The organism is Kribbella pratensis (assembly GCF_004365355.1).
GTDB lineage: Bacteria > Actinomycetota > Actinomycetes > Propionibacteriales > Kribbellaceae > Kribbella.
This window is the reverse complement of record NZ_SODP01000001.1, coordinates 2,855,872-2,879,082: the sequence shown is the minus strand read 5'-3', so window position 1 is coordinate 2,879,082 and position 23,211 is coordinate 2,855,872. Positions and strand designations below refer to the sequence as shown.

Annotated in this window: 21 protein-coding genes; 13 read left to right on the top strand and 8 right to left on the bottom strand. The window is 67.8% G+C overall.

The genetic code is table 11. From position 1 onward, the window contains the following. Position 1 precedes the first annotated feature (1 nt). The 3 genes from EV653_RS13560 to EV653_RS13550 are packed head-to-tail and all read left to right on the top strand — an operon-like array spanning position 2 to position 2,563. Complete coding sequence (locus tag EV653_RS13560; RefSeq protein WP_238159714.1) at positions 2 to 877, top strand: ABC transporter permease; 876 nt, start codon at positions 2 to 4, stop codon at positions 875 to 877. Further along, positions 870 to 1,679, top strand: a complete 810-nt coding sequence (locus tag EV653_RS13555) for an ABC transporter ATP-binding protein (RefSeq protein WP_134102400.1) — start codon at positions 870 to 872, stop codon at positions 1,677 to 1,679. Before EV653_RS13560 ends, EV653_RS13555 begins: the two co-directional genes overlap by 8 nt. Then, a complete protein-coding gene (locus tag EV653_RS13550) occupies positions 1,676 to 2,563 on the top strand; it encodes an ABC transporter ATP-binding protein (RefSeq protein ID WP_134102397.1) in 888 nt (295 codons plus the stop codon). The genes EV653_RS13555 and EV653_RS13550 overlap by 4 nt, the downstream gene beginning before the upstream one ends. Before the next feature lie 70 nt (positions 2,564 to 2,633). On the opposite strand, the gene EV653_RS13545 is transcribed toward EV653_RS13550, so the two are convergent. The 3 genes from EV653_RS13545 to EV653_RS13535 form a co-directional block, all read right to left on the bottom strand. Beyond that, positions 2,634 to 3,530, bottom strand: a complete 897-nt coding sequence (locus EV653_RS13545) for a hypothetical protein (protein WP_134102394.1) — start codon at positions 3,528 to 3,530, stop codon at positions 2,634 to 2,636. Continuing rightward, a complete protein-coding gene (locus tag EV653_RS13540; protein ID WP_134102390.1) occupies positions 3,527 to 4,021 on the bottom strand; it encodes a SigE family RNA polymerase sigma factor in 495 nt (164 codons plus the stop codon). The genes EV653_RS13545 and EV653_RS13540 overlap by 4 nt, the downstream gene beginning before the upstream one ends. A 94-nt stretch (positions 4,022 to 4,115) precedes the next feature. Next, on the bottom strand, positions 4,116 to 6,149 hold the full coding sequence (locus tag EV653_RS13535) for a phosphocholine-specific phospholipase C (RefSeq protein WP_134102387.1): 2,034 nt from the start codon (positions 6,147 to 6,149) through the stop codon (positions 4,116 to 4,118). A 212-nt stretch (positions 6,150 to 6,361) separates the two neighbouring features. Here EV653_RS13535 and EV653_RS13530 point away from each other — a divergent pair, with 212 nt between their 5' ends. Genes EV653_RS13530 through EV653_RS13510 form a run of 5 tightly spaced genes read left to right on the top strand, consistent with a single transcriptional unit; the run spans position 6,362 to position 12,301 of the window. Further along, positions 6,362 to 8,557 carry a GAF domain-containing protein gene (locus EV653_RS13530; protein ID WP_166679383.1) on the top strand — a complete coding sequence of 732 codons (2,196 nt, stop codon included), beginning with the start codon at positions 6,362 to 6,364 and terminating at the stop codon, positions 8,555 to 8,557. Then, positions 8,554 to 8,940 carry a response regulator gene (locus EV653_RS13525; RefSeq protein WP_134102382.1) on the top strand — a complete coding sequence of 129 codons (387 nt, stop codon included), beginning with the start codon at positions 8,554 to 8,556 and terminating at the stop codon, positions 8,938 to 8,940. The genes EV653_RS13530 and EV653_RS13525 overlap by 4 nt, the downstream gene beginning before the upstream one ends. Continuing rightward, the gene (locus tag EV653_RS13520) at positions 8,937 to 10,067 is read left to right on the top strand and encodes an adenylate/guanylate cyclase domain-containing response regulator (protein ID WP_134102379.1); all 1,131 of its coding nucleotides are present in this window, start codon (positions 8,937 to 8,939) and stop codon (positions 10,065 to 10,067) included. Before EV653_RS13525 ends, EV653_RS13520 begins: the two co-directional genes overlap by 4 nt. Further along, positions 10,064 to 11,653, top strand: a complete 1,590-nt coding sequence (locus tag EV653_RS13515) for a peptide ligase PGM1-related protein (protein ID WP_134102375.1) — start codon at positions 10,064 to 10,066, stop codon at positions 11,651 to 11,653. Before EV653_RS13520 ends, EV653_RS13515 begins: the two co-directional genes overlap by 4 nt. Positions 11,654 to 11,662: 9 nt before the next feature. Further along, complete coding sequence (locus EV653_RS13510; protein ID WP_134102372.1) at positions 11,663 to 12,301, top strand: histone deacetylase; 639 nt, start codon at positions 11,663 to 11,665, stop codon at positions 12,299 to 12,301. Here the strand turns inward: EV653_RS13510 and EV653_RS13505 are convergent. Together EV653_RS13505 and EV653_RS13500 are read right to left on the bottom strand one after the other, a co-directional pair. Then, entirely contained in the window at positions 12,269 to 14,287 is a 2,019-nt protein-coding gene (locus tag EV653_RS13505; protein ID WP_238159713.1) for a M6 family metalloprotease domain-containing protein, read from the bottom strand. The two genes, EV653_RS13510 and EV653_RS13505, sit on opposite strands and share 33 nt — an antisense overlap. Before the next feature lie 173 nt (positions 14,288 to 14,460). Then, positions 14,461 to 15,510, bottom strand: coding sequence for a beta family protein (locus EV653_RS13500; RefSeq protein WP_134102366.1), 1,050 nt, complete (start codon positions 15,508 to 15,510; stop codon positions 14,461 to 14,463). Positions 15,511 to 15,633: 123 nt separating this feature from the next. Between EV653_RS13500 and EV653_RS13495 the strand changes: the two genes are divergently transcribed. Together EV653_RS13495 and EV653_RS13490 are read left to right on the top strand one after the other, a co-directional pair. Then, positions 15,634 to 16,992 carry an NAD-dependent succinate-semialdehyde dehydrogenase gene (locus EV653_RS13495; protein ID WP_134102363.1) on the top strand — a complete coding sequence of 453 codons (1,359 nt, stop codon included), beginning with the start codon at positions 15,634 to 15,636 and terminating at the stop codon, positions 16,990 to 16,992. Between the two features lie 94 nt (positions 16,993 to 17,086). Next, positions 17,087 to 17,983, top strand: coding sequence for a hypothetical protein (locus tag EV653_RS13490; protein WP_134102359.1), 897 nt, complete (start codon positions 17,087 to 17,089; stop codon positions 17,981 to 17,983). Here the strand turns inward: EV653_RS13490 and EV653_RS41665 are convergent. Beyond that, positions 17,923 to 18,615 (bottom strand): excalibur calcium-binding domain-containing protein, encoded by a 693-nt coding sequence (locus tag EV653_RS41665; protein WP_238159712.1) that lies wholly within the window; start codon positions 18,613 to 18,615, stop codon positions 17,923 to 17,925. The two genes, EV653_RS13490 and EV653_RS41665, sit on opposite strands and share 61 nt — an antisense overlap. A gap of 77 nt (positions 18,616 to 18,692) precedes the next feature. Further along, positions 18,693 to 19,184, bottom strand: coding sequence for a winged helix-turn-helix transcriptional regulator (locus EV653_RS13480; RefSeq protein WP_134102356.1), 492 nt, complete (start codon positions 19,182 to 19,184; stop codon positions 18,693 to 18,695). Positions 19,185 to 19,249: 65 nt separating this feature from the next. Here EV653_RS13480 and EV653_RS13475 point away from each other — a divergent pair, with 65 nt between their 5' ends. Beyond that, positions 19,250 to 19,789 carry a PaaI family thioesterase gene (locus EV653_RS13475; RefSeq protein WP_134102353.1) on the top strand — a complete coding sequence of 180 codons (540 nt, stop codon included), beginning with the start codon at positions 19,250 to 19,252 and terminating at the stop codon, positions 19,787 to 19,789. Here the strand turns inward: EV653_RS13475 and EV653_RS13470 are convergent. Further along, entirely contained in the window at positions 19,764 to 20,492 is a 729-nt protein-coding gene (locus tag EV653_RS13470; protein WP_134102350.1) for a hypothetical protein, read from the bottom strand. The two genes, EV653_RS13475 and EV653_RS13470, sit on opposite strands and share 26 nt — an antisense overlap. Before the next feature lie 152 nt (positions 20,493 to 20,644). Here EV653_RS13470 and EV653_RS13465 point away from each other — a divergent pair, with 152 nt between their 5' ends. Further along, positions 20,645 to 22,576 (top strand): sensor histidine kinase, encoded by a 1,932-nt coding sequence (locus tag EV653_RS13465; RefSeq protein WP_134102347.1) that lies wholly within the window; start codon positions 20,645 to 20,647, stop codon positions 22,574 to 22,576. Continuing rightward, on the top strand, positions 22,573 to 23,208 hold the full coding sequence (locus tag EV653_RS13460) for a response regulator (RefSeq protein ID WP_238159711.1): 636 nt from the start codon (positions 22,573 to 22,575) through the stop codon (positions 23,206 to 23,208). The genes EV653_RS13465 and EV653_RS13460 overlap by 4 nt, the downstream gene beginning before the upstream one ends. Positions 23,209 to 23,211: the final 3 nt, after the last annotated feature.

Here is a 23,211-nt window from a genome sequence, read left to right as displayed (position 1 = left end):
GATGAGACTTCTGACCGCGGTACTGCGGACGATCCGCAACAGCCGGCGCCTGGCGACCGGCCTCGTCATCCTGGCTCTGCTCGTGCTGGTCGCGCTGTTCAGCCCGTTGATCGTCAAGGCGGTCGGCGGTGGACAGGACCCGATCGAGCTCGCGGCGTACGACAAGTGGCAGGTGCCCGGGCCACAGCATCTGCTCGGCACCGACCAGTTCGGCCGGGACGTGTTCGCGATGGTGGTGAAGGCGCTCGCGGTCTCGCTGCAGATCGGCGCGATCGCCGGCGTGATCTCGACCGTCGTCGGTGTCATCGTCGCGTTCGTCGCCGGGTACAAGGGCGGCTGGATCGACAACGTGCTCTCCACGTTCACCGGGATCCTGCTGGTCATCCCGACGTTCCCGCTACTGATCGCGCTGTCGGCGTACGCGAAGAACGTCAGTCTGTTCCAGGTCGGCGTGATGATCTCGATCTTCTCCTGGCCGTTCGCCGCTAAGACGATCCGTTCGCAGGTGCTCTCGCTGAGAACGCGGCCGTATGTCGATCTCGCCCGGGTCAGTAAGGCGCGGGACATCGAGATCATCGTGACCGAGCTGCTGCCGAACCTGCTGCCGTTCATCGGCGTCGGTTTCGCGTCGTCGGCGCTGGGCGCGATCTTCGGCCTGGTCGGTCTGGAGATCATCGGCCTCGGGCCGGGCGGCGTGATCGACCTGGGCCAGATCATCTTCAACGCGATCGGCACCGGCGCGCTGACACTGGGCGCCTGGCCGATGTTCGTCGTACCGATCGCCCTGCTGACGTTGCTGTTCGCGGCGCTGAACATGGTGAATATCGGCCTCGAAGAGGTCTACAACCCGCGACTGAGGGGAGTGGCCGGTGAATAACGTTCTCGAGGTCAAGGGACTCGAGGTCGTCTACTCGACCAACCGCGGCGACGTGCAGGCTGTCCGCGGCATCGACCTCGACGTACACCGCGGCGAGATCCTAGGGATCGCGGGGGAGTCGGGCAGTGGCAAGAGCACGCTCGCGGTCGCACTGCTGCGGCTCCTGAAGGCGCCGGGCAAGGTGACCGGCGGTTCGGTCATGTTCCACCCCGCGGGCCGGTCGCCGGTGGACCTGCTGAAGGTGCACGGCGAAGAGCTGCGGGTACTGCGGTGGAGCGCGCTTTCGTATCTTCCGCAGGGTTCGATGAGCTCGCTCAACCCGGTGATGCGGGTGGAGGAGCAGTTCAAGGACGTGATCCTCGAACATGCACCGGCACGCAGGGATTCGCTCGGCGAGCTGATTCCGCGGCTGCTCGGCCAGGTCGGTCTCGAGCCGCGGGTGGGCCGGATGTACCCGCACGAGTTGTCCGGCGGGATGAAGCAGCGGGTGCTGATGGCGATAGCGGTCGCACTCGAGCCTGACCTGGTGATCGCGGACGAGCCGACCACTGCGCTCGACGTGACAATCCAGCGGGTGATCCTGCAGTCGCTTGCGGATCTGCGCACCGACTTCGGTGTGACGCTGATGGTGATCTCGCACGACATGGGTGTGCACGCCCAGCTGGCCGACCGGGTCGCGGTGATGTACGAGGGCAGGCTGGTCGAGGTCGGCGACGTACGCCAGGTGTTCAAGGATCCACAGGATCCCTACACCCGGCAGCTGATCGAGTCCATCCCGCGCTTGGGAAGGAAGGCATCGTGAAGTCCGAGCTCGAACTTCGTGGCGTACAGCAACGGTTCCATGCCCGTGGGGTCGCCGACGGCTACGTGACCGCGGTCGATGACGTCAGCTTCAAGCTGCTCGCGTCGCCGCCGCAGATCGTCAGCCTGGTGGGTCAGAGCGGCAGCGGCAAGAGCACGATCGCCCGCAACGTGCTCGGCCTGCAGAAGCCGACCGCCGGCTCGGTGCTGTACGGCGGCAAGGACATCTTCAAGCTGAGCCGGTCGGAGTACGACGCCTACCGGCGCGACGTGCAACCGGTGTTCCAGGACCCGTACGCGATCTTCAACCCGTTCTACCGGGTGGATCGCGTGCTGTGGAAGGCGGTGAAGAAGTTCAAGCTGGCCTCGACCCGCGAGGCAGGGCTGAAGCTGATCGAAGAGTCGCTGCAGGCGGTCCGGCTGGAGCCGGAGAACGTCCTCGGGCGGTACCCGCACCAGCTGTCCGGTGGGCAGCGCCAGCGCATCATGCTGGCCCGGGTCCACATGCTCCGCCCGTCGTTCATCATCGCCGACGAGCCAGTGTCGATGCTGGATGCCCAGGTCCGCAAGCACTTCCTGGACATCCTGCTCGACTTCCAGCGCGAACACGGCATGACCACGCTGTTCATCACCCACGACCTGTCGACGGTGTACTACCTGGGCGGCGAGGTCATGGTCATCACCAAGGGCCAGATCGTCGAACGCGGCCCGGTCGCCACGGTCATGCACGAGCCGACCCACCCGTACACGAAACTCCTGCTCGACTCGATCCCGTCCCCCGACCCCGACCAACGCTGGACCACCCGCATCCAGGTCGACGAACTCGAACGCCTGGACGACAACACTCCCGCCGACACCACCAAGCCGGAGGCCCCGGTCCTGTAGCCCCGATCCTGAAGCGCCGATCCTGTAGCCCCGATCCTGAAGCGCCGATCCTGTAGCCCCGGGGCCTGAATCAGGCGCTGATCTTGAACTTCGCCGACGTCGCCAGCTCGGCCAGCCGGCGGCTGGTGAACACCGGTTGCGTCAGCGGCGATCGGCCCGAGTCCTCGACCTTCTTGGCCTGCGCGACGAAAACGACGGTGCCGTCGTCGTACCGGTAGGCGGCCCACTGGTCGAAGCCGCCGCGCCCGTTGGTCGTCAGCACGCCGACCTTCTTGCCGCCGACGTCCGTGACGGTGCAGGCCCCGGTCCCGCCCCAGAACTTCCGCGCGAGCGTGCAGGGGTCTGTCGCCGGCTTCCCGTCCGGCGTGGTCGACTCCACCAGCAACTTCCCGACCCGGTCGCCCTTCTGGACCGGGATGGTGGCCATGTACTCCCAGTAGTCCGGCTCACCGTCGCTGGACGCGTACTGCGCCTGTGGCCATCGCATCGATCGGCCGTCCGGGAACTTCAGGTTCGGGGTGCTGAACCCCGCCGGTGCCGACGAGCTCAGATTGTTCATCAGTGTCACGGCCCGGTCGGCGCGAGGACCCGCGGTCGCCGTACGGTCCACCTGGCCCTCGGGCCACGGGTCAGTGGACTTCCGCGTCTTCGGCGCCATGGTGCCGGCCGGCGTCGGGGTGGACGACGAGGTAGACAACGACGACGGGGTCGCCGCCGGCCGGGTCGTGCCGGTGTCGCCGGCCACCATCGGGCCTTCCGACCGGTTACCGGTGTAGTTCGCGATCAGCACCGGACCGGCCCCGGCGGCGACCACCAGCGTGACGACGGCAGCCCCGGCCCACCTGACCGTGCGCCGCTTGTGTGCCCGGCGGGCCTGGTCGAGAGCGCGCCCAGGATCCATCGACGCGGGCGGACGGCTGCGCACGATCACGTCGTGGAATGCCTCGTTGAGATCCTCTTCGTTCATCGAACCCTCTCCTGTTCAAGCAACCCCCGCAGCGTCGCCAGGCCGCGCGCGGCCTGGCTCTTGACGGTTCCGGTCGAGCAGTCGAGCAGCGCGGCCGTCTGCTCGACCGACTGGTCCTCCCAGTACCGCAGGACCAGTACGGCGCGTTGCCTGGGCGGCACCTTCACGAGTGCCTCCAGTAATACGAGCCGTTCGTCGGGGAGATCGGGTGACGGCACCGCCCAGTCGGCCGGCTCCGACCCGACCGACTCGTGCCGGAACCAGCCTCGGCGCCGCTCGGACAGGAAGGTGCGGACGAGTGTCTGCCTGGTGTAGCTGTCCATCACCCCGTGCCGCTGAATCCGCCGCCACGCCAGGTAGATCTTCGTGAACGTCTGCTGGACCAGGTCCTCCGCGCGATGCCAGTCCCCGCAGAGCAGGTAGGCCGTGCCCCGCATGGCATCGGAACGTGCGGCGAAATACGCCTCGAACTCGGCGTCCCGATCACTCATCTGCTCTCCCATCCTCGATCCCCGGGTTAGACACGCCTACCAGGTCGAAGTTGGTTGCATCGCAGTACGAGGGAGTTTGGTAGAGGGTCCTTTCTCAGGCGGTCTTGATGGCGGGGTCGCTCTGGCCGGGGGCGCCGGTTTCGACGTGCCCGGCGTAGCGGCGGAGGTAGGTCGTGTCAGCGTCGGTGGTGACCGAGACGTCGTACCAGCGGCTCGTGGTGGTGACCGTGAAGGTGGTCTTGCCCTTGCGGACGCTGAGCGTGGTCTTCTTACCGTCGTACGCGTTGGCGATCGTGACCTGGCGGGCGGCGTCGGAGGTGATGGTGAGGTCGATGTTGCCGGTGTGGGCGTTCTCGCGCGCGGTGATCTCGAGACCGGTGGCGGGCTTTCCCTTGAAGGAGCGGAGGAAGCCGTTCGGGCCGTGGACGGTGAGGTCGGTGACGCCGCCGGAGTAGATCGGGTTCCAGCTGTCGGCGACGGTCTTGCCGGCCTCGGTGGTGTACGTCCACGGGCCGTCGGTGCGGTTCGCGGACGTGATCAGGAACTGCGCGCCGGCCTGCGGCCCGGAGCTGAAGGTCAGCTTGTACTTGCCGTCGGCAACCGCTCCGTCGACGACCGGTGCGTAGGGCAACGGCCGGGTACGGCGGCAGCCGCGCTCCTGTGCCGGGAGCTTGCCGACCGCGGGCGGCGTCGGCACGTAGTCCGGGTGCCGCTTGTTGTCCGGCGGCTGGTACGCGGTCGTGTCGGGAAGCTTGGCCGGCCGCGTGGCCGTCGTACCGAAGTCGAACGCGGACGTCAGGTCGCCGCAGACCGCGCGGCGCCACGGCGAGATGTTCGGCTCGTGCACGCCGAACCGCGACTCCATGAACCGGATGATCGACGTGTGGTCGAACGTCTCCGAGCACGTGTACCCGCCGGTGCTCCACGGCGAGACGACGAGCATCGGCACCCGCTGGCCCAGGCCGTACGCTCCGTGCGCGGCCTTCGTGCCGGTGTACAGGTCCGGTCCCGGGTCGACCGTGGACAAGCCCTGGGAAGCCGACAGCGGCGGGAACGGCGGTACGACGTGGTCGAAGAAGCCGTCGTTCTCGTCGTACGTGATGAACAGCGCGGTCTTGCTCCAGACCTCGGGGTTCGCGGTGAGCGCGTCGAGGACCTGCGAGATGTACCAGGCGCCGTAGTTGGCCGGCCAGTTCGGGTGCTCGGTGAACGCCTCCGGCGCGGCGATCCAGGAGATCTTCGGCAACTGGTTGTTCTTCACGTCGGCGGCGAGCCGCGCGAACAGGCTCTCGCCGGCCTTCGCGTTCGTGCCGGTGCGAGCCTTGTCGTACAAGGGGTTGCCGGCCGAGGCATTGCGGTAGTTGTTGAAGTACAGCAGCGAGTTGTCACCGTAGTTGCCGCGGTACGCGTCGTCGATCCAGCCCCAGCCGCCGGCGGCGTCGAGGCCGTCGCCGATGTCCTGGTAGATCTTCCACGAGACACCGGCCTGCTCGAGCCGCTCGGGGTACGTCGTCCAGCCGTAGCCCGCCTCGTCGTTGCCGAGGACCGGGCCGCCGCCGGTGCCGTCGTTCCCGGTGTAGCCGGTCCACATGTAGTACCGGTTCGGGTCGGTGGAGCCCATGAACGAGCAGTGGTACGCGTCGCACAGCGTGAACTTGTCCGCGAGCGCGTAGTGGAACGGGATGTCCTCGCGGGTCAGGTACGCCATCGTGGTCGACGTCTTCGCCGGGATCCACTGGTCGTACTTGCCGCCGTTCACGGCCTGGTGCGCGTCGCCCCAGCTGTGGGCGAGGTCCTGGATGAACTGCATGCCCAGGTCGTCGGCGTCCGGGTGGAACGGCAGGATCTCCTTGCCGAGGGCATCCTTCTGGTGCCACACCGGCTGACCGCTCGGCAGCGTCACCGGCCGCGGGTCACCGAACCCGCGGACACCGTTGAGCGTGCCGAAATAGTGGTCGAACGACCGGTTCTCCTGCATGAGCACGACGATGTGCTCGACATCCTGGATGGTGCCGAACCGGCGGTACGCCGGGATGGCGGCAGCCTGCTCGATACTGTTCGCCATCGCGGCGAACGCGGCCGAGGCTCCGGCCAGCTGGAGAAACCTCCGGCGATTGATCTCTGGCATGCAAGTCTCCTGACAGGCGGTGGGGCGGATGGAGTCTGAAACACCAGCACTGCGACGGAGGCACCCTAATCTGAACGTTTAAACGATGGAAGATGAACTCTGCCCCGATTGCTCCTCGCGACGATCGGCGGGAGACTGGACTAGCGCGGCCTGGGGGATTGGGGGAGGCTGCGATGGGCGGGCAGGCGCTTTTCGGCGCCAGGGAAACCGGAGTGGAACGGCTCCAGGCGGAGCTAACGGCGCTGAGGGACCAGTTCGCCGCGGCCGACGAAGTCCTGTCCGCGGTCGGCCGCTCGGCCGGCGATCCGGACACCGTCCTGACAACCGTCGTCGAGAGCGCCTGCCGCCTGTGCCGCTCGCAGGCCGCGCAGCTGTATCTGCTCGACAACGGCCGCTACCAGCTGATCAAGGCTGTCGGGATGTCAGCCGAAACGATCCGGTACCTCGAGGAACACATGATCACGGTCGATCGCGGCTCGCTGGTCGGGCGGGTCGGTCTCGATCGCACCACCCAGCAGATCGCGGACGTCCTCGCGGACCCCGATTTCGGTCGTCAGGAGCTGCAGCAGATTGCCGGGTTCCGGACCACGATGGGTGCGCCGATGCTCGTCGACGACGAGGTTGTCGGCGCGCTGACCGTCTGGCGCAACGAGGTCAGCCCCTTCGACCAGCGCGAGCAGTATCTGGTCACCGCGTTCGCGGGTCAGGCCGCGATGGCGGTGAACAGCGTCAAGCTTGTGCAGCAACTCGAGGCGCGCGGCGCCGAGCTCGCCCGCAAGCTCGGCGAGCTGGAGGCCCTGCGCGAGGTGGGCGAGGCGGTGAACTCGAGTCTCGACGTCTCCAATGTGCTCTCGACCGTCGCGAAGCACGCGGTCCGCATCTCGGCGACCGACGGCGGCTCGATCATGGAGTACGACGAGGCCCAGCGATGCTTCCTGGTCCGTAGCGTGTACCGGACCGATCCGAGCGTGATCGAACGGCTGCGGACGACCCGGATCCATCTCGACGAGACGCTGGTCGGTCGCGCCGCCAAGCTCGGCCGGCCGCTGGCGGTCCCCGATCTCGGCGCGGTCGAGCTCGATCCGCACCTGGCCGTCCTGTACGACGCCGGCTGGCGCTCACTCGTCGCCGTTCCCCTCCTGCGGGAGGGGCAGATCGTCGGCTCACTCGTCGTACGACGCAAACGGCCCGGAGAGTTCTCAGCCGAGACGCTGGCGCTGCTGGAGATGTTCGCCGATCAGTCGACCCTCGCGCTGCTCAACGCCCAGCTCTATCGCGAGCTCGAGCAGCAGAGCGCGGAGCTGGAGATCGCGAGCCGGCACAAGTCCGAGTTCCTGGCGAGCATGTCGCACGAGCTGCGTACGCCGCTGAACGCCGTGCTCGGATTCTCCGAGGTTCTGCTGGAGCGGATGTTCGGGGATCTGAACGAGCGGCAGGAGGAGTACCTGCGCGATATCCACGGCTCCGGCCGGCACCTCCTCGAGCTGCTGAACGAGATTCTCGACCTGTCGAAGGTCGAGGCCGGCCGGATGGAGCTGGAGTACACGACGTTCCCGCTGCGCCGGCCGCTCGAGAACACCGTGGCGATGCTGCGTGAGCGGGCGGCCGCGCACGACCTCGAGCTGCGGGTCGAGATCGGACCCGGCATCGACGAGGTGTACGCCGACGAGCTCCGGCTGAAGCAGGTGGTGCTGAACCTGATGACGAACGCGGTCAAGTTCACCGACGAGGGCGGTTCGGTCGTGGTGCGCGCGACGCGGTCCGGCGCCGAGGTCCACATCACCGTGACCGACACCGGCCGCGGCATCCCTGCCGAGGACCGGGAGCGGATCTTCGAGTCGTTCCAGCAGGGCGGCCGCGGTCCGTCCCGGGAGGAGGGCACCGGGCTGGGGCTGACGCTGTCGCGGCGGATCGTCGAGCTGCTCGGCGGGCGGATGTGGCTGGAGAGCGAGGTCGGTGTCGGGAGTACCTTCGGGTTCTCGCTGCGCAGCAGGGAGAACGAGGTCCGGCGGGACCCGGCCCGGGTGATCACGGATGTCGTGGTGATCGAGGACGACAGACCGTCGCTCGAGCTGATCACCGCGTACCTGTCCGGTCCGGCCGTGCGGGTCACCGTCGCGGGCGACGGTCAGGCCGGGTTGGACGCAGTACGACGGGTCCGGCCGGCCGCCGTACTGCTGGACATCCGGCTGCCCGGGATCGATGGATGGGCGGTGCTGCAGGCACTGAAGGCTCAGGATGCGACCCGCGACATCCCGGTGGTCATCGTGTCGATCGTCGACGAACGAGGTCGCGGCGCTGCCCTCGGCGCAGCCGCCTACCTGGTCAAACCGGTCAGCCGGGACGCGTTGCTGCAGGCCTTGCGGGCGGTCGGAGCGCTCGCCGACGACGAGGGGGAGAATCGATGAATCCAGGCCGGATCCTGGTGGTGGAGGACAATCCGAAGAACCTCAAGCTGGTGCGGGACGTACTCCGCTTCTCCGGCTACGAGGTGATCGAGGCGACATCGGGTGAGGACGGGGTGCGTCTCGCGGCGTCCGAGCATCCCGACCTGATCCTGATGGACCTGCAGTTGCCCGGTATCGACGGCGCCGAGGCGTTGCGCCGGATCCGGGCCGGCGAGCGCGAGCACGCCGTACCTGTGGTTGCGGTGACGGCGTTCGCGATGGACAACGACCGGCATGACGCGTTCGAGTCGGGATTCAACGGGTACGTCGAGAAGCCGATCAGCATCCGCCGGCTGCCGCAGCAGGTGCACGACTTCCTCCAGCTCGGCGGGGCGACGACATGACCGCGGACAGAACGAGAGTTCTCGTCGTCGACGACCAGCCGCCGAACGTCCGCTTGCTGGAGGCGATCCTCAGCCCGCGAGGGTACGACGTACTGACCGCGTCCTCCGGCGAGCAGGCGCTGGAACTGATCGGTGCCGAGGACGTCGATCTCGTCCTGCTGGACATCCTGATGCCGGGGATCGACGGGTACGAGGTGTGCCGGCGGATCCGCGACCAGGTGGACACGGCGTACCTGCCGGTGGTGATGGTGACGGCCAGCGGCGACGAGCAGAAGGTGAAGGCGCTCGAAGCCGGTGCCGACGACTTCCTGACCAAGCCGATCAACCAGAGCGAACTGCTGGCCAGGGTCGCGTCGCTCGCGCGGATCAAGCGGTACCAGGACACCATCAAACGGCAGGCCGCCGAGCTGGCCGGATGGAACCAGGAATTGGAGTCGCGGGTCGAGCACCAGGTCTCGCAACTGCAGCGGATGGGCCGGCTGCGGCGCTTCCTCAGTCCGCAACTCGCCGAGCTGATCGTCGATTCCGGCGACGAGTCGTTCCTGGACAGCCACCGGCGCGAGATCGTCGTCGTGTTCTGCGACCTCCGCGGCTTCACGACGTTCGCGGAGGCGAGCGAGCCGGAGGAGGTGATGGGCGTACTGGAGGAGTACCACCACGCGCTCGGTGACCTGATCTTCCGCTTCGAGGGAACGCTCGAGCGGTTCGCGGGCGACGGTCTGATGGTGTTCTTCAACGATCCGGTCCGGTGCGAGGACGGTCCGCTGCGTGCGTTGCGGATGAGCGTCGCGATGCGCAGCAGGGTCCGTGGACTGGCGGAGGCCTGGAGCCGGCGCGGGCACGACCTGTCGCTGGGCATCGGGGCTGCGCAGGGGTACGCGACGCTGGGCACGATCGGTTTCGACGGGCGGCTCGACTACGCGGCGATCGGCAGCGTGACCAACCTCGCCGCGCGGCTGTGCGCGGATGCCGAGCCCTGGCAGATCCTCGCGACCGAACGGGTCTTCAGCGCCGCCGGGGACGGGGTCCTGGGCGAGGACGCCGGGCTCCGGGAGGTCCGCGGCTTCAGCCGGACCGTGCATGCCTACAACATCCGTGGGCTCGACAACTCGAGGATCGCGTCATGACCGGTGATCTGTGGACGGCGCCCGACCGGACAGAGCGTGTGCTGTCGGCGTTGAGCGAGGCTGAGCGGTACGAGCGGTTCGATCTGCTGCAGGAGCGGATGGCCGGCGCGTGGGATGCGATGCGGCGCAACTATGACGACGAGTCGGTGATCGTCGTTCCGTCGCTGACGCTGGACAAGACCGAGGCCGAGACCGGGACGCTGATGCAGGCGTATGAGGAGCGGTTTCTGTTCTTGCTGATCTTGTTGCGGGAGCCGCGGTTGCGGATGGTTTATGTGACGTCGATGCCGATCGCGCCGGGGATCATCGAGTATTACCTGTCCTTGCTGCCCGGTGTGATTCCGAGTCATGCGCGGGCGCGGCTGTCGCTGATCTCGGTCGATGACGCGTCGCCGGTCTCACTCAGCGAGAAGCTGCTGGCCCGGCCGCGGCTGCTGCAACGGATCGCCGATCTGATCCCGAACCGGATGCGCTCGCACCTGATTCCCTACAACACGACCGAGCTCGAGCGCGACGTCGCGATCAGTCTCGGCATCCCGATGTACGCCGCTGATCCGCGGCTCGCGCCGTTGGGGTCGAAGTCCGGGTGCAGGCGGTTGTTCGCGGAGATCGGCGTACCGCATCCGCTGGGGAAGGAGGACCTGCGGAGCCTGGACGAGCTCGCCGACGCACTGTTGACGATGCGAGCCGAACGGCCCGCGATGGACAGCGTGATCGTGAAACTCAACGAAGGCGTGTCAGGTGAGGGCAACGCAGTGGTTCGGCTGAAGGGGCTGCCGGCGCCCGGTACGCCGGGGGAGCGGGATGGCGTGCTGCAGCGACTCCGCGAGATGGAGCTGGAGTCCGTGACGACGCCGTTCGACGTCTACATCGCGAAGTTCGCCGACAACGGCGGCATCGTCGAGGAGCGGATCGTCGGCGACGAGTTGCGCAGTCCCAGCGTGCAGCTGCGGGTCGTGCCCGGTGGCAAGGTCGAGTTGTTGTCGACGCACGATCAGCTGCTCGGCGGGGCAAGTGGGCAGAGCTATCTGGGCTGCGTGTTCCCGGCGGCGCCGGAGTACGCGCGGATGATCACCGAGCATGCGGCGACGATCGGGCAGCGGCTGGCCGACGAGGGAGCACTCGGGAGGTTCGCGGTCGACTTCGTCGTGGTCCGCGGCGCGGACGGCGGCTGGACGCCGTACGCGATCGAACTCAACCTGCGCAAGGGCGGTACGACGCACCCGTTCCTGACGCTGCAGTTCCTGACCGACGGGCGGTACGACCCGTGGTCGGCGATGTTCCTGACGCCAACCGGACACGAGAAGCACCTGGTCGCCACGGATCACCTCGAGTCGGAGCTGCTCACCGGGCTCGGACCGGCTGACCTGTTCGACATCGTCGCGCGCAACGGGCTGCACTTCGACCAGTCGCGGCAGGTGGGGATCGTCTTTCACATGATCAGCTGCCTGACCGAGTGCGGCCGGCTCGGACTGACCGCGGTCGGGGACAGTCCGGCGGAGGCAGATCGCCGGTACCGTGATGCCTCCCGCATCGTGCTCGCCGAGGCCGAGAAGGCTTTCGCGGAACGACCGCTCCCGCTCTGAAGGGCTTACATGCAGCGAGTTTGGTACGTCGCCTACGGATCCAACCTCGCACTCAACCGATTCCGCTGCTACCTGTCGGGCGGGCGCCCCGAAGGTGGCGCACGTGTGTATCCGGGCTGCCGCGACCGCAGCGACCCGGAGGCGATGGCCGGCGTCGAAGTGCCCGGCGGCCTCGTCTTCGCCGGCACGTCGAAGGTGTGGGGCGGAGGCTCCGCCTTCTACGACGCGAGCGCTGACGGAACTGTTGCCGGCCGCGCCTATCTCCTGACCCCCGACCAACTCGGCGACGTCGCCGCGCAAGAGATGCGCCGCGAGCCCGGCGGCGAGTTCGCCGTTGATCTCGCCGGCCTGCTGCCCGTTGTCGACTCGCTGCACACCATGGGCCCGGGCCGCTACGAAACAGTCGCCCGCCTGGGCGAGCGCGACGGCGTACCGATGTTCACGGTCACCCACGGAACCGTCACCGACCTCGAGCCGTCCGCTCCAACCGCGCCGTACCTGCAATGGATAGCTACCGGACTGGTTGAAGCGCACGGCTGGGGGATCGATCGCGTCGTCGAGTACCTGCACGCGGCGCCGGGCGTTGGGTTGGGTTGGACGCCCGGCGCCTTGCGGTCAGTGCTTGATGGCGATGCAGGTCGCGGTTGAGGTTTTGGTGGGGTCGCTTTCCGAGGTGGCGGTGAGGGTGATCTTACCGATCGGGCCGGTGCCGGGCTTGGTGTAGACGGGGACGGTTATCTGCTGGCCGGCGTCGGCGGTTGCGAGGGCGTTGGGCAGGGCGATGGGCCAGCCGTCGGCCTTGGCGGACAGGCGGTAGACGTCGCCCTTCAGGTACTGCGTGATGTCCTCCGGCCCGGACGTCGTACCCGCCTTGCCGGTGTTCGTCAGACTGAAGTTGCAGGTCTGTACGCCGCTGCGGTCGGGCTTGGCCACCGTGGGCAGGACGCGTACGCCGCGCTTCTGCGCGCCCGAGCCGTCGAGCGAGCGGATCGCGACCGTGTACGACAGCACGCCCTTGCGGTCGCGGTGAACGTTGGTGATGTAGAAGTGCAGGCGGTTCGCCGTGTCGGTGTACTCGTACTCGCTGCCCGAGTTCGTGCCGGCGTGGAAGAGCGCGTCCGACAGCTGGCGGTAGTCGCCGATCGTGATCGGGACCTTGGTGCCGTCGGGCAGGACGTAGTCGGTCATGTTGATGTCCTGTGGGTTCGCGTCGACGACCCACTCGAACGGCGCCCGGTCCTGGTTCTTCGTCTTCGCCAGCAGTACGCCGGAATCGGGCGTGAACGAGTCCGTGCCCATCCGGTCGACGACCTCGACCGTGTAGTTCTGGTACCCGCGACCGTCGCACAACGGATCGGTCGCCGCGTTGCACGGCGCGTCGAGATCGCCGGCGCCGCCGAGTTCGATGTTGATCCCGGACAGGTCCTTCGCGCCCGGCTTCACGCTGCGCGCGGTCACGTTTGCGATCACGACCCCTGACGACGCGAGGGCTTCGCGGGACAGTCTGAGCACGTTCTGCTCGTCGACCATCTGCAGCTTGATCTTGTTGCGGAGCATGTGTTGTGCACCCATCGAGGCGCCGCCGGTCGCGGGGATCATCCACCGGCTGTGTGGACCACCCGGGCCGTTGAAGCTGCCCCGCGACAGCATCTCCCAGATGCCTGTGTACGAGCGTCTGGGCGGTACGCCGTACGGGTTGTTGTAGTTGTCGCCGATCCCGAGGATGTGGCTGAACTCGTGCGCGAAGACTGCCATCCCCGAGCTCTCGGCCTGCGTCGACGATCCGCCGCCCGCGTTCGGCCAGATCGAGGAACCGGCGGCCCACGACGTCCAGTCGACGTACCGGGTGTCGGACCAGTTCGGCAGAGCCGGGTCCGGCGGGCCGAAGTCGTCGGTGACGTCCTCCTTGGTCGGGAACTTCATCATCCCGAACTCCTGCCAGGTCGACGATTCGTCCTGGCCGGCGCTGAGGAAGAACACGAAGTCGAAGCCGGCCGGTACCTCGGCTCCTTGGTCCGCGACCCACGCGGCCTTCCCGTCGGTCCGGATGTCGCGGTCGCAGTTGTCGCCGGCCGGGCACTCCGCGGGGCTCTGGAACTCCATGCCGTACTCGTGCGACTTGCCCGGCATCCGGTACGGGCCGAACGCCGTGAGGTCGACGCCGTACCGGCCACCGGAGTCCTCCATCCAGTACTCGTGCAACGTGTGCCCGTGGTTCAGCGGCTCCGGTGTGTTGAGGAAGTTCTTGTAGAACTGCGCGACCTGATCCCGCGGTACGCCGTTCGCCGCGGCACTGGGATTGCCGAAGACGGTCGAGCCCTTGGGCTTGGTGATGACGAAGTCCTGGTTCGGGTAGTCGAGCAGCACGAGCGCACCCTTGAAGGTCCGCTGCGATCCCTTCACCGCGGGATCGGCCCAGTTCGTCCCCGGCGGTTTGGTGTAGTCGTCCCACGTCATGTGGTCCGGGTTCTCCCAGTTCTGCGGGTCGATCGGACCCGGCAGCCCCTGGGACACGGTCTTCGCGACACGCTGATCCTGCCCCGACTCCTGCCACGGCTGCTTCTGCGGCCAGTGCGGGTACTGCCAGGCGTTCACGGGATCCGGGGGAGGAGCGCTCGGTGCGGCGAGCGCCATCGAAGGCACCGAAACAGCGGCAAGCACCACAACCAGCCGCAAGACACGACGAACTTTCCGTTGCTCAGACACGGGCGGGCATCCGATCGACGAAGGGGCGGAACATCGAGTAAGCCCTGAGCATGCCGCCTGCATGCCAATGACACAAGCAGTACGGCGGGCTGCGTATCGGGTCAGGCAGCCGCGATGCCGCGGAGGTAGGCGAGGTGGTGCGAGGTGGCGAACGACACGATCTTGGTCCTCGATAGTGCACGGCTGCGGCCGGATGCGGCCTCGGTGAACCTTTTGTCGCCCCAGGAATAGTCCGAGCCGTAGAAGCTGTCCGACGCCACCAGATCTCTGGAGACAAGACGCACGGTCCGCGTCGTCCCTGACGATTCGTCGTCCGCGTCGACGACCCGCTCCCTCAGATAGAGCCAGTGATCGCCGCAGGTGTACTTGAGATTGATGTGATTGGTCGGATACCCCCTCGGATCCCAGACCGGATGAGCGACGCCGTAGTCGCCGAGGCGCAGATCATCAAGTCCGCCGGCCACCAGCGATCGCCAGAGGTCCTCCTCGAAGCGCTGCTGCTCCCATCTGTGCAGCTGGCTGAGCGTCTTCGGTACAGACCCGCTCAGAATCGTCCTCGACCGGAATGGGCCGACTCCTCCGAGGCCTTCGACCAAGCTCGCGACGTCGTCCACCCGACCGGCGTCGATCCCCGCGATGTAGGAAAGATCGACCAGGAGGTCGAGGTCGGACGGCCGCGTGCCGAGGCGCTCTACCGCAGCGATGACAGTCTCGGGGGTCGCGGAAATCAGCGGCACTCGCAGCCCGCACCCATGGCCGAGATCTCGCGCCAAGCGGCCGGTGGCAGCCAATGTGCGTTCGTCCGCGGCGCTGTGAGTGACCGGAATGAACGGGACCGGATCGAGGTCGAGCAGGTCAACCGGCTCACTGAGCCGTCGGGCGAGGTGGTCCAGTACTGCGCCGGCGCCGTCGAACCCTGCGGCCGTTGCCATGTTGGTCGCATCGAGCATCATCAGGCGTCCCAGCCGGTAGGTGCTGCGGGTGACCTCCACGACGCGATCGACGAGGTTGTCGACGGAGCTCGTTCCGTTGTGGCCCAGCGACAGGACGGGCTGGACGCCGTGGTCGAGGTCGAGCGCCGCCAGAGCGTCGAGCTCGCCGCGTTTCGCCCGCAGTACGACCAATGCCCGGAATCCAGATGCTTCCGCCACGTCGCCCTCCCGCTACGCAGTGTCATTTCAGGGTAAGCGGCCAGGTCACGCCATGCATGCGACACGAGAGAACACTGTATACAGTATGGCGAGTATGGTGTCCCGGCTTTTGATGGAGGAGCTATGTACTCAGTCACGGACCCGGCGAGTGGGCAGCTGGTGGAGGAAGTGGCCAACTCGACCGAGGAGGAGGTGCGGGTCGCGATCGGGCGGGTGTACGACGCGTACCAGGACTGGCGGCGTCGATCCGTGCGGGAGCGGGCCGCGATCGTGGCGCGGGCGGCGGACCTGTTCGAGGAGCGGGCGGACGAGCTGGCCCGGATCATGACGCTGGAGATGGGGAAGCGGATCAACGAGGGCCGGGGCGAGGTCGGCATCGTCGTCGACATCTTCCGGTACTACGCCGAGCACGGGCCGGCGTTGCTCGCGGACGAGCCGATCGAGATCAGGGGCGGGAACGCCGTCATCACCAAGGGCCCGATCGGCGCGCTGCTCGGGATCATGCCGTGGAACTTCCCGTGCTACCAGGTGGCCCGGTTCGTCGCGCCGAATCTCGTGCTCGGCAACACGATCCTGCTCAAGCACGCCTCGATCTGCCCGCGGTCGGCTCGCGCGATCGACGAGATCCTGCACGCGGCCGGCGTACCGGAGGACGTCTACGTGAACACGTTCGCGTCGAGCCGGCAGATCCCCGGGATCCTCGCCGACGCGCGGATCGCGGGCGTCTCGCTGACCGGTAGCGAGCAGGCCGGCATCTCGGTCGCCGCCGAGGCCGGCAAGAACCTCAAGAAGACCGTGCTCGAGCTCGGCGGCTCCGACCCGCTGGTCATCCTCGACACCGACGACATGGACGAGACCGTCAACGCCACCGCGACCGCGCGGATGCGGAACTGCGGCCAGTCGTGCAACGCGCCGAAGCGGATGATCGTCCTCGCCGACATCTACGACGAGTACGTCGACCGCCTGACCAAACGCGTCGCGGAGTACTACGTGCCGGGCGACCCCTCCGACCCCGACACCAAGCTTCCGCCGCTCGCCTCGACCGCAGCCGCCGACGAGGTCGCGGCCCAGGTCGCGAAGGCGATCGAACAAGGCGCCACCCTTCGCGCCGGCGGCCGCCGCATCACGCCCGGCGCGTATCTCGAGGCGACCGTCCTCACCGACGTCACGCCGGAGATGGACGCGTACTACGAAGAGATCTTCGGGCCGGTCGTCATCGTCTTCCGGGCTTCGGACGAGGACGATGCGATCCGGCTGGCCAACGACACCCCGTTCGGTCTCGGCGCATCGGTCTGGGGAACCGATGCCGACCGCAACCGTCGGGTGGCCGACCAGATCGACGCGGGCATGGTCTACCTCAACCGCGCCGGCGGCTCCCAGGCCGACCTCCCGTTCGGCGGCATCAAACGCTCGGGCCTCGGCCGCGAACTCGGCCCGGCCGGCATCGAGGAATTCATGAACAAGAAATCGATCCGGCTCTGACGTCAGCAACCGCTCAGAGAGGGTTCGGTGCGTTCCAGCCCCTCGTCGACAGGCCGTTAACCGCGCATACTGCGAGTGAGCGAGGGGGCCGACGATGACCGTACCCGGTGAATACTCCATCAAGACCTATCGCTATCTGCGGATGGCGATGGTGGCGATGATCGTCCTGCTCGGCGCTGCGGTGGTGATCGAGTGGTCCAAGACCGATCCGAGTTGCCTGCAGACGTCGATCAGTGCGTACTACTACACGCCGGTGCGGGCGATCTTCGTCGGCGCGCTGATCACGATCGGCGTCTGCATGGTGGTGCTGAAGGGCAACACCGAGCCGGAGGACATTCTGCTCAACGTGGCCGGCATTCTCGCGCCCGCGGTCGCGCTGGTGCCGACGCCGGGACGGGGCACCTGCCACTCGGTGCCGGTGGCGCTCGGGGACGCGGCCGCGAACGTCGCGAACAACATGCTCGCGCTGTTCATCGTCGGCGTACCGTGCCTGATCCTGACCGCGGTGTTCATCGTCCGGGACCGGATCAAGAACCCGGGTCGCTGGACGCCGATGTACCTGGTCGGGCTGGGCGTCGCGGTGCTGATCTTCGGCGGCGGGCTGGTGTGGTTCTTCGCCGACCGCTCCGGGTTCATCGGGCACGCGCACTACGCGGCGGCGATCGTGATGTTCGTCTGCATCGTCGCGGTCGTGCTGCTGAACGCGGAGCAGTTCCGGCGCAAGCAACGCAAGCACGCCGTACCGCATTCGCCGGCGAACAGGTACTCCGTGATCGCGATCGCGATGGTGGTCGTGCCGCTGCTGATGGTCCTGTGGAAGAAGCTCTTCGGTTGGGACCACGCCGTGCTGTGGATCGAGGGCACGCTGATCGTGCTGTTCGCGGCCTTCTGGATCAGCCAGACGCAGGAGTTGTGGAACGACGGGATCCGTCAGGAGTTGCCGCGTTCGCAGGCCACGCCGTCGCCGTTGCGATCCAGCGCTGCGGAGTAGCCGGGATCGCCGCGGTGGAGCGGGGCCTTTCCCGCGGCGCGGACCTCCGCACAACTGTTGTACACAACAGTCGCCCGAGTCGGCGTCGTGCGTGGACTCTGAGGTGTTGTCGGCAGTGTCGTCGTCGGCGCTTCGGTGGTCGGCGGCACTGATCGCTGACCGACCTCGGTCGGTGTCGTGGTCGGTGTCGTCGTGGCGGTCGTCGTGGCGATGGTCGTGGTGGTCGGCGGTCCCGCCGGTGTGCTGGACCCGATCTGCGGCGTCGTCGAGGTCGGCGTACGTTCGGCCTGGGCCGGCGTCTCGCTTTGCTCGGCCGGAGTTGCCGGCGCGGTCGTGGACCTCGACGGCAGGAAGTCCGGCGCGGTATCGGTGGAATCACCGCCGCTGAACGGGTTCAGCAGCACCAGCGCCATCAGCGCGGTGGGTACCACGACGATCGCAAGACTCGTCAGCCGGCGCGGTCCGCCGTACCTCCCGATCGGTCCGCGCACCGCTCGGCCGTGCTCGTCGACCCAGAACACCCAGCGGTCCGGCGCCGCCGGCCAGGACTCGGGTGGCTGCCATCGCCGTGCTGGCCGCCAATCCGGTGTCGGTGGATCAGGCCACTCCGGTGGTGTGTTGAATTGCCGCACTTTCCGTCCTCCCCGGAGGGCAGCCTAACCACCGGCGCGCGGGGAGAAACATCCGGGGCTACCGAAAGCCCTTTGTTTCATACGTTTGCCCGCCGCCGGGCCCCCGGACCGGGACGCGGTACGGCGTCGCGCGGCGTCGTCACTCGATGACCGGACTCGCAGTACAGCTCGGTATGTACGGGCGCTCCGCACTCGCGATGCTCGATCCTGAGCGGTGAACCCTCGGGGCCGGCCAGGTACTTGTCGCCCCAGTCGCGGATCGCGATCAGGACCGGGTAGAGGTCGAGCCCCTGCTCGGTGAGGCGGTATTCGTACCGCTGACGTGCGCCCGGTTCGCGGTACGGCGTACGCCGGAGGATGCCGTGATCGACGAGCTTGGCGAGCCGGTTGGACAGGACCTGGCGGGGGATGTCGGTGCGCACCCGCAGATCGTCGAACCGGCGGATGCCGTTGAACACCTCGCGCAGCACGATGACCGTCCAGCGTTCGCCGAGGATCTCCATGGTGCGGCCGATCGGGCAGTTCGCCACCGACCAGTCCAGCGCGTTGTAGGTCGTCAAGCCACTCATCCGGCCATCGTAGTGAGCTCTAGGTCTCGTTGACAGACCCAGCTGGGTGATGTGAGGCTCGAGCCATGACGGAGACTCAGCAGGTGCCCGCGGACGAAGCCGGGGCAGCGCCCGTCCGAAGCCGGACGTTCACCTGGACGGATCCGGCCGCCACGGCCGCGCAGGTCGGGAGCTCGTCCGGGCTGGAGATGCTGCTGGCGATGCGCGACGGGCTGATCCCGGCGCCGCCGATCCTGCAGTTGGTTGGGGCGACCGGGTTCGAGCCCGAGGAGGGCAAGGTCACCGTGTACATGCCGGCGGCCGAGTTCCACTACAACCCGCTCGGCTCGGTGCACGGCGGCGTCATCGCCACCCTGCTCGACACCGCCGCCGGCTGCACCGTCCACTCGACCCTGCCGGCCGGCGTCGGCTACACCTCGCTCGACCTGATGACCCGCTTCATCAAGCCCGTCACGGTCGACTCCGGCGTCCTCCGCTGCGAGGGCGCGATCATCAGCCGCGGCCGCCGTACAGCAGTGGCCGAGTCCCACCTGTACGACGAACGCGGCAAACTCCTCGCCCACGCAACGTCGACCTGCCTCATTTTCGATCTGCCGACGGCCTGAGCGGGGCGACGTCCCAGTCGTCGTCGGAGGTCCGGAGTACTGCGATCGCGCAGTATGCGAAGCAGACCGTCATCAGGAACCACGCGGCCATGTCGACGACCGGCTGTTGCAGGACCACGAAGGCAACGACATGCGCCGGTGTCGTGAGCACCATCGCGAGCCAGCCGATCAGCGGAATGCTCCCGCGCAGCGCGAACCCCATCAGGATCGCGCCGATCACGTGGCCGGCGACGAAGACGGCTGTGCTCACCCCCGCGAGCCCGGACGACCAGAGCTGGTCGATCACGACAGCCGCTGTGCCGCGTTGGTCGGCCGGAAGCCGGCCGCCGACGAGGTACAGGTTGTCGATCGCGCCGACCGCCCACGAGCCGAGGTAGGCGACCAGGTTCACGACAACCGCGATCGTCGTCAGCACCGGCCTGCGCGGCCGCGACAGCCGGGCGGCCGCGAGAAACGCCGGCACGATCGTGAGGATGCCGACGTAGCCGAGCAGCGCGAAGATGAACTGGCGGTCTGGGTTCGCGGCGATCTGCTCGAGCGCACGGCGTGTGTCGTCGTCGTTGGTCTGGAACAGCCGCGCGATCCCGATGCTGGTCGCGGGTACGAGGAGCACCAGCGCCGCCGCGCGGCGACGGAACCGTCGTACGTCGTGAATCCGACGCGTCGGCTCGGCCGCCACCGGAGTCTGTCGGAATGTTGTCATTTCCCCTCCCAGAACGTCGATGTGGTTCTGAGCGTGCTGGCCGTGTCCGGACGGCAGCAGAGGGACACCTACCGGTCGCGCCGGGTGGTTGCCCGGGATGACCAGGAACTGATTCCCTGTCCAGGCGCGGCAGATCGAGTGATCATGACCGTATGCGGAGGGGGACTCTCGCGTTGGCCGTGACGGCCGTTGCCCTGCTGCTCGCCGTGGTTGCGGTGGTCGGCACGCTGCTGGTCGGCCTGGACGCGAGTACGGCGGTCTCCAGCTACCTGATCACGAACATCGCGATCGGACTGTCCGCCGTACCCGGCGGATTCCTGATCGCGAGCCGGCGGCCGTCGAGTCCGATCGGGTGGCTGCTGCTCGGCCTCGGCTGCGCGCCGCTGCTGACTGCGGCGATGGTTCCGTTGGTCGCGACGGGCAACGAATCGGGGTGGCCCGAGCCGGTCATGCGGCTGGTCGTTACAGTCCTGAACTTCGCGTGGGGTTGGGGTTTGTTCTGCTGTTTGCCGCTCGCGCTGCAACTGTTCCCGACAGGCCGACCGGTCACACCGGCCTGGCGCCGGCTCGTGTGGCTGACGCTCGTCGTGGCGGTCATCGCCTGTGGCTCGACCGGACCGACACCTGAGTACGGCACCTCGTCGTACTTCGTCTCGCCGTGGTGGCAGACGGGCGAGCTGATCGCCGGAGTGCTCATGCCGGTCGTCTTACTTGCGACGGTGACCAGTCTGATCGTCCGCTACGTGAAGGCCGACGAGGTGGTCCGGCAGCAACTGCTGTGGCTGGTCGTCGCGGTGGTGCTGGTGATCCTGGTCAACAGCCCGACCTGGTTCTCGGTGCCGGTCGGTTCACAGATCTTCCTGTTGCTGAGCTTCCCGCTGATCCCTGCCGCAATGACGGTCGCGGTGCTGCGGCACGGATTGTTCGATGTTCGGCTCGTGCTGTCGCGGCTGCTGCTGTACGGCGTTCTCTCGCTCGGCGTGATCGCCGTGTACTCGGCGTTGGTCGCGCTGCTGGGGCAGCTTTTGAGCTCGGCCGGCGCACCGGTGTTCGCCGCGTTGGTCGTTGCGCTTGCCTTCAACCCGGTGCGGCTCCGGCTGCAGTTGCTGGTCGACCGCGCGTTCTACGGCTCGCGCCGCGACCCGGTCCGCGCGGTGTCCGCGGTCGGGCGTCAGCTGGCCGGCGACGACCTCACCGGCGTACTCGAGGCGCTGCGCGACGCCTTGCGACTTCCGTACGCCGCGATCGAACGCGGCGCGGAGTGCTTGGCCGCGAGCGGGCAGCGACCCCACGTCGTCCACAGTGTCGAGCTCCGGCTCAACGACGAGGTCCGCGGTCGCCTGGTCGTCGGCGTACGGCGTGGTGAACGGCAGCTGTCGAAGGCGGATCGGGCTGTCCTGAATCTGCTCGCCGGGCCGTTGGCGGTCGCGCTGCATTCGACCGCGTTGCGGATCCAGCTGCAGCAGTCTCGCGATCGGTTGCTCTCGGCAACGGCTGACGAACGCGAGCGGCTGCACCGCGACCTGCACGACAGTCTCGGGCCGGTGCTCACCGGTGCGGCCTTCACCGCCGACGGCGCCGCGCTCGCGGCCCGGTCGAACCCGGAGCGGGCCGAGCAGTTGGCGACGCAGCTCGGCGAACAGCTGCGGGCAGCGATCACCGATGTCCGGCGGATCGTCTATGCGTTGCGGCCACCGGTGCTCGACGAGCTGGGACTGGTCGCGGCGCTGCGGAAACAGGGCGCCGATCTCGGCCGGATCGCGTTGAGCGTCGAGGCGCCGGACGAGTTGCCGCGGCTGCCCACATCCGTCGAGTTGGCGGCGTACCGGATCGCGAGTGAAGCGCTGACGAACATCGTCCGGCACTCGACCGCGCGGCGGGCCACAGTGTCGTTGAATGCCGAGCCGGGAGCGTTGACGATCACTGTGACCGACGACGGCAGGTCGGAGAGAGCCTGGCACAGCGGAGTGGGACTGGAGTCGATTCGCGCCCGGGCCGCAGAGCTCGGGGGAGCATGCGAGGTGGGTCCGACCGCGCAGGGCGGCAGGGTGGCCGCAGTACTCCCGTTGGGAGGGAGCCTGTGATCAGGGTCCTCGTCGCCGACGATCACCCGGTGGTCCGGGACGGACTGCGGGCGTTGTTCGACCAGTTGCCGGACGTGCAGCTGGTCGCCGAGGCCGCGACCGGACGGGAGGCGATCCGCGGTGCGGTCACCGAGCGCCCGGACGTCGTGATCATGGATCTGGGGATGCCGGACGTCGACGGGTTCGCCGCGACGGTGGAGATCGGCAAGGTCGCGCCTGAGGTCGCAGTACTGGTACTCACGATGACCGACGACGACCGGACGCTGAGCCGGGCGGTGCAGGCCGGGGCGATGGGCTATCTGCTCAAGGGCGCGACGAAGGAGGAGATCCTCCGCGCGGTGACGGCCGTGGCTTCGGGCGAGGCGATCTTCGGACCGAGCATCGCGCGCCGGCTTCAAGCCCAGCTCAGTACGTCGTACCGCGAACCGTTTCCGGAGCTGACCCCGCGCGAGCGCGAGGTACTGCGGTGGCTCGCGACCGGGCAGTCGAACTCGGCCATCGCCGAGCAGCTCGGGCTGTCGGTGAAGACCGTGAACAACCTGACCTCGTCCGTCTTGAGCAAGCTGCGGGTGACCAGCCGGACCGAGGCCGCGCTCCTGGCCCGCGACCAAGGTCTGGGCCAGGAGCGGTGAGAC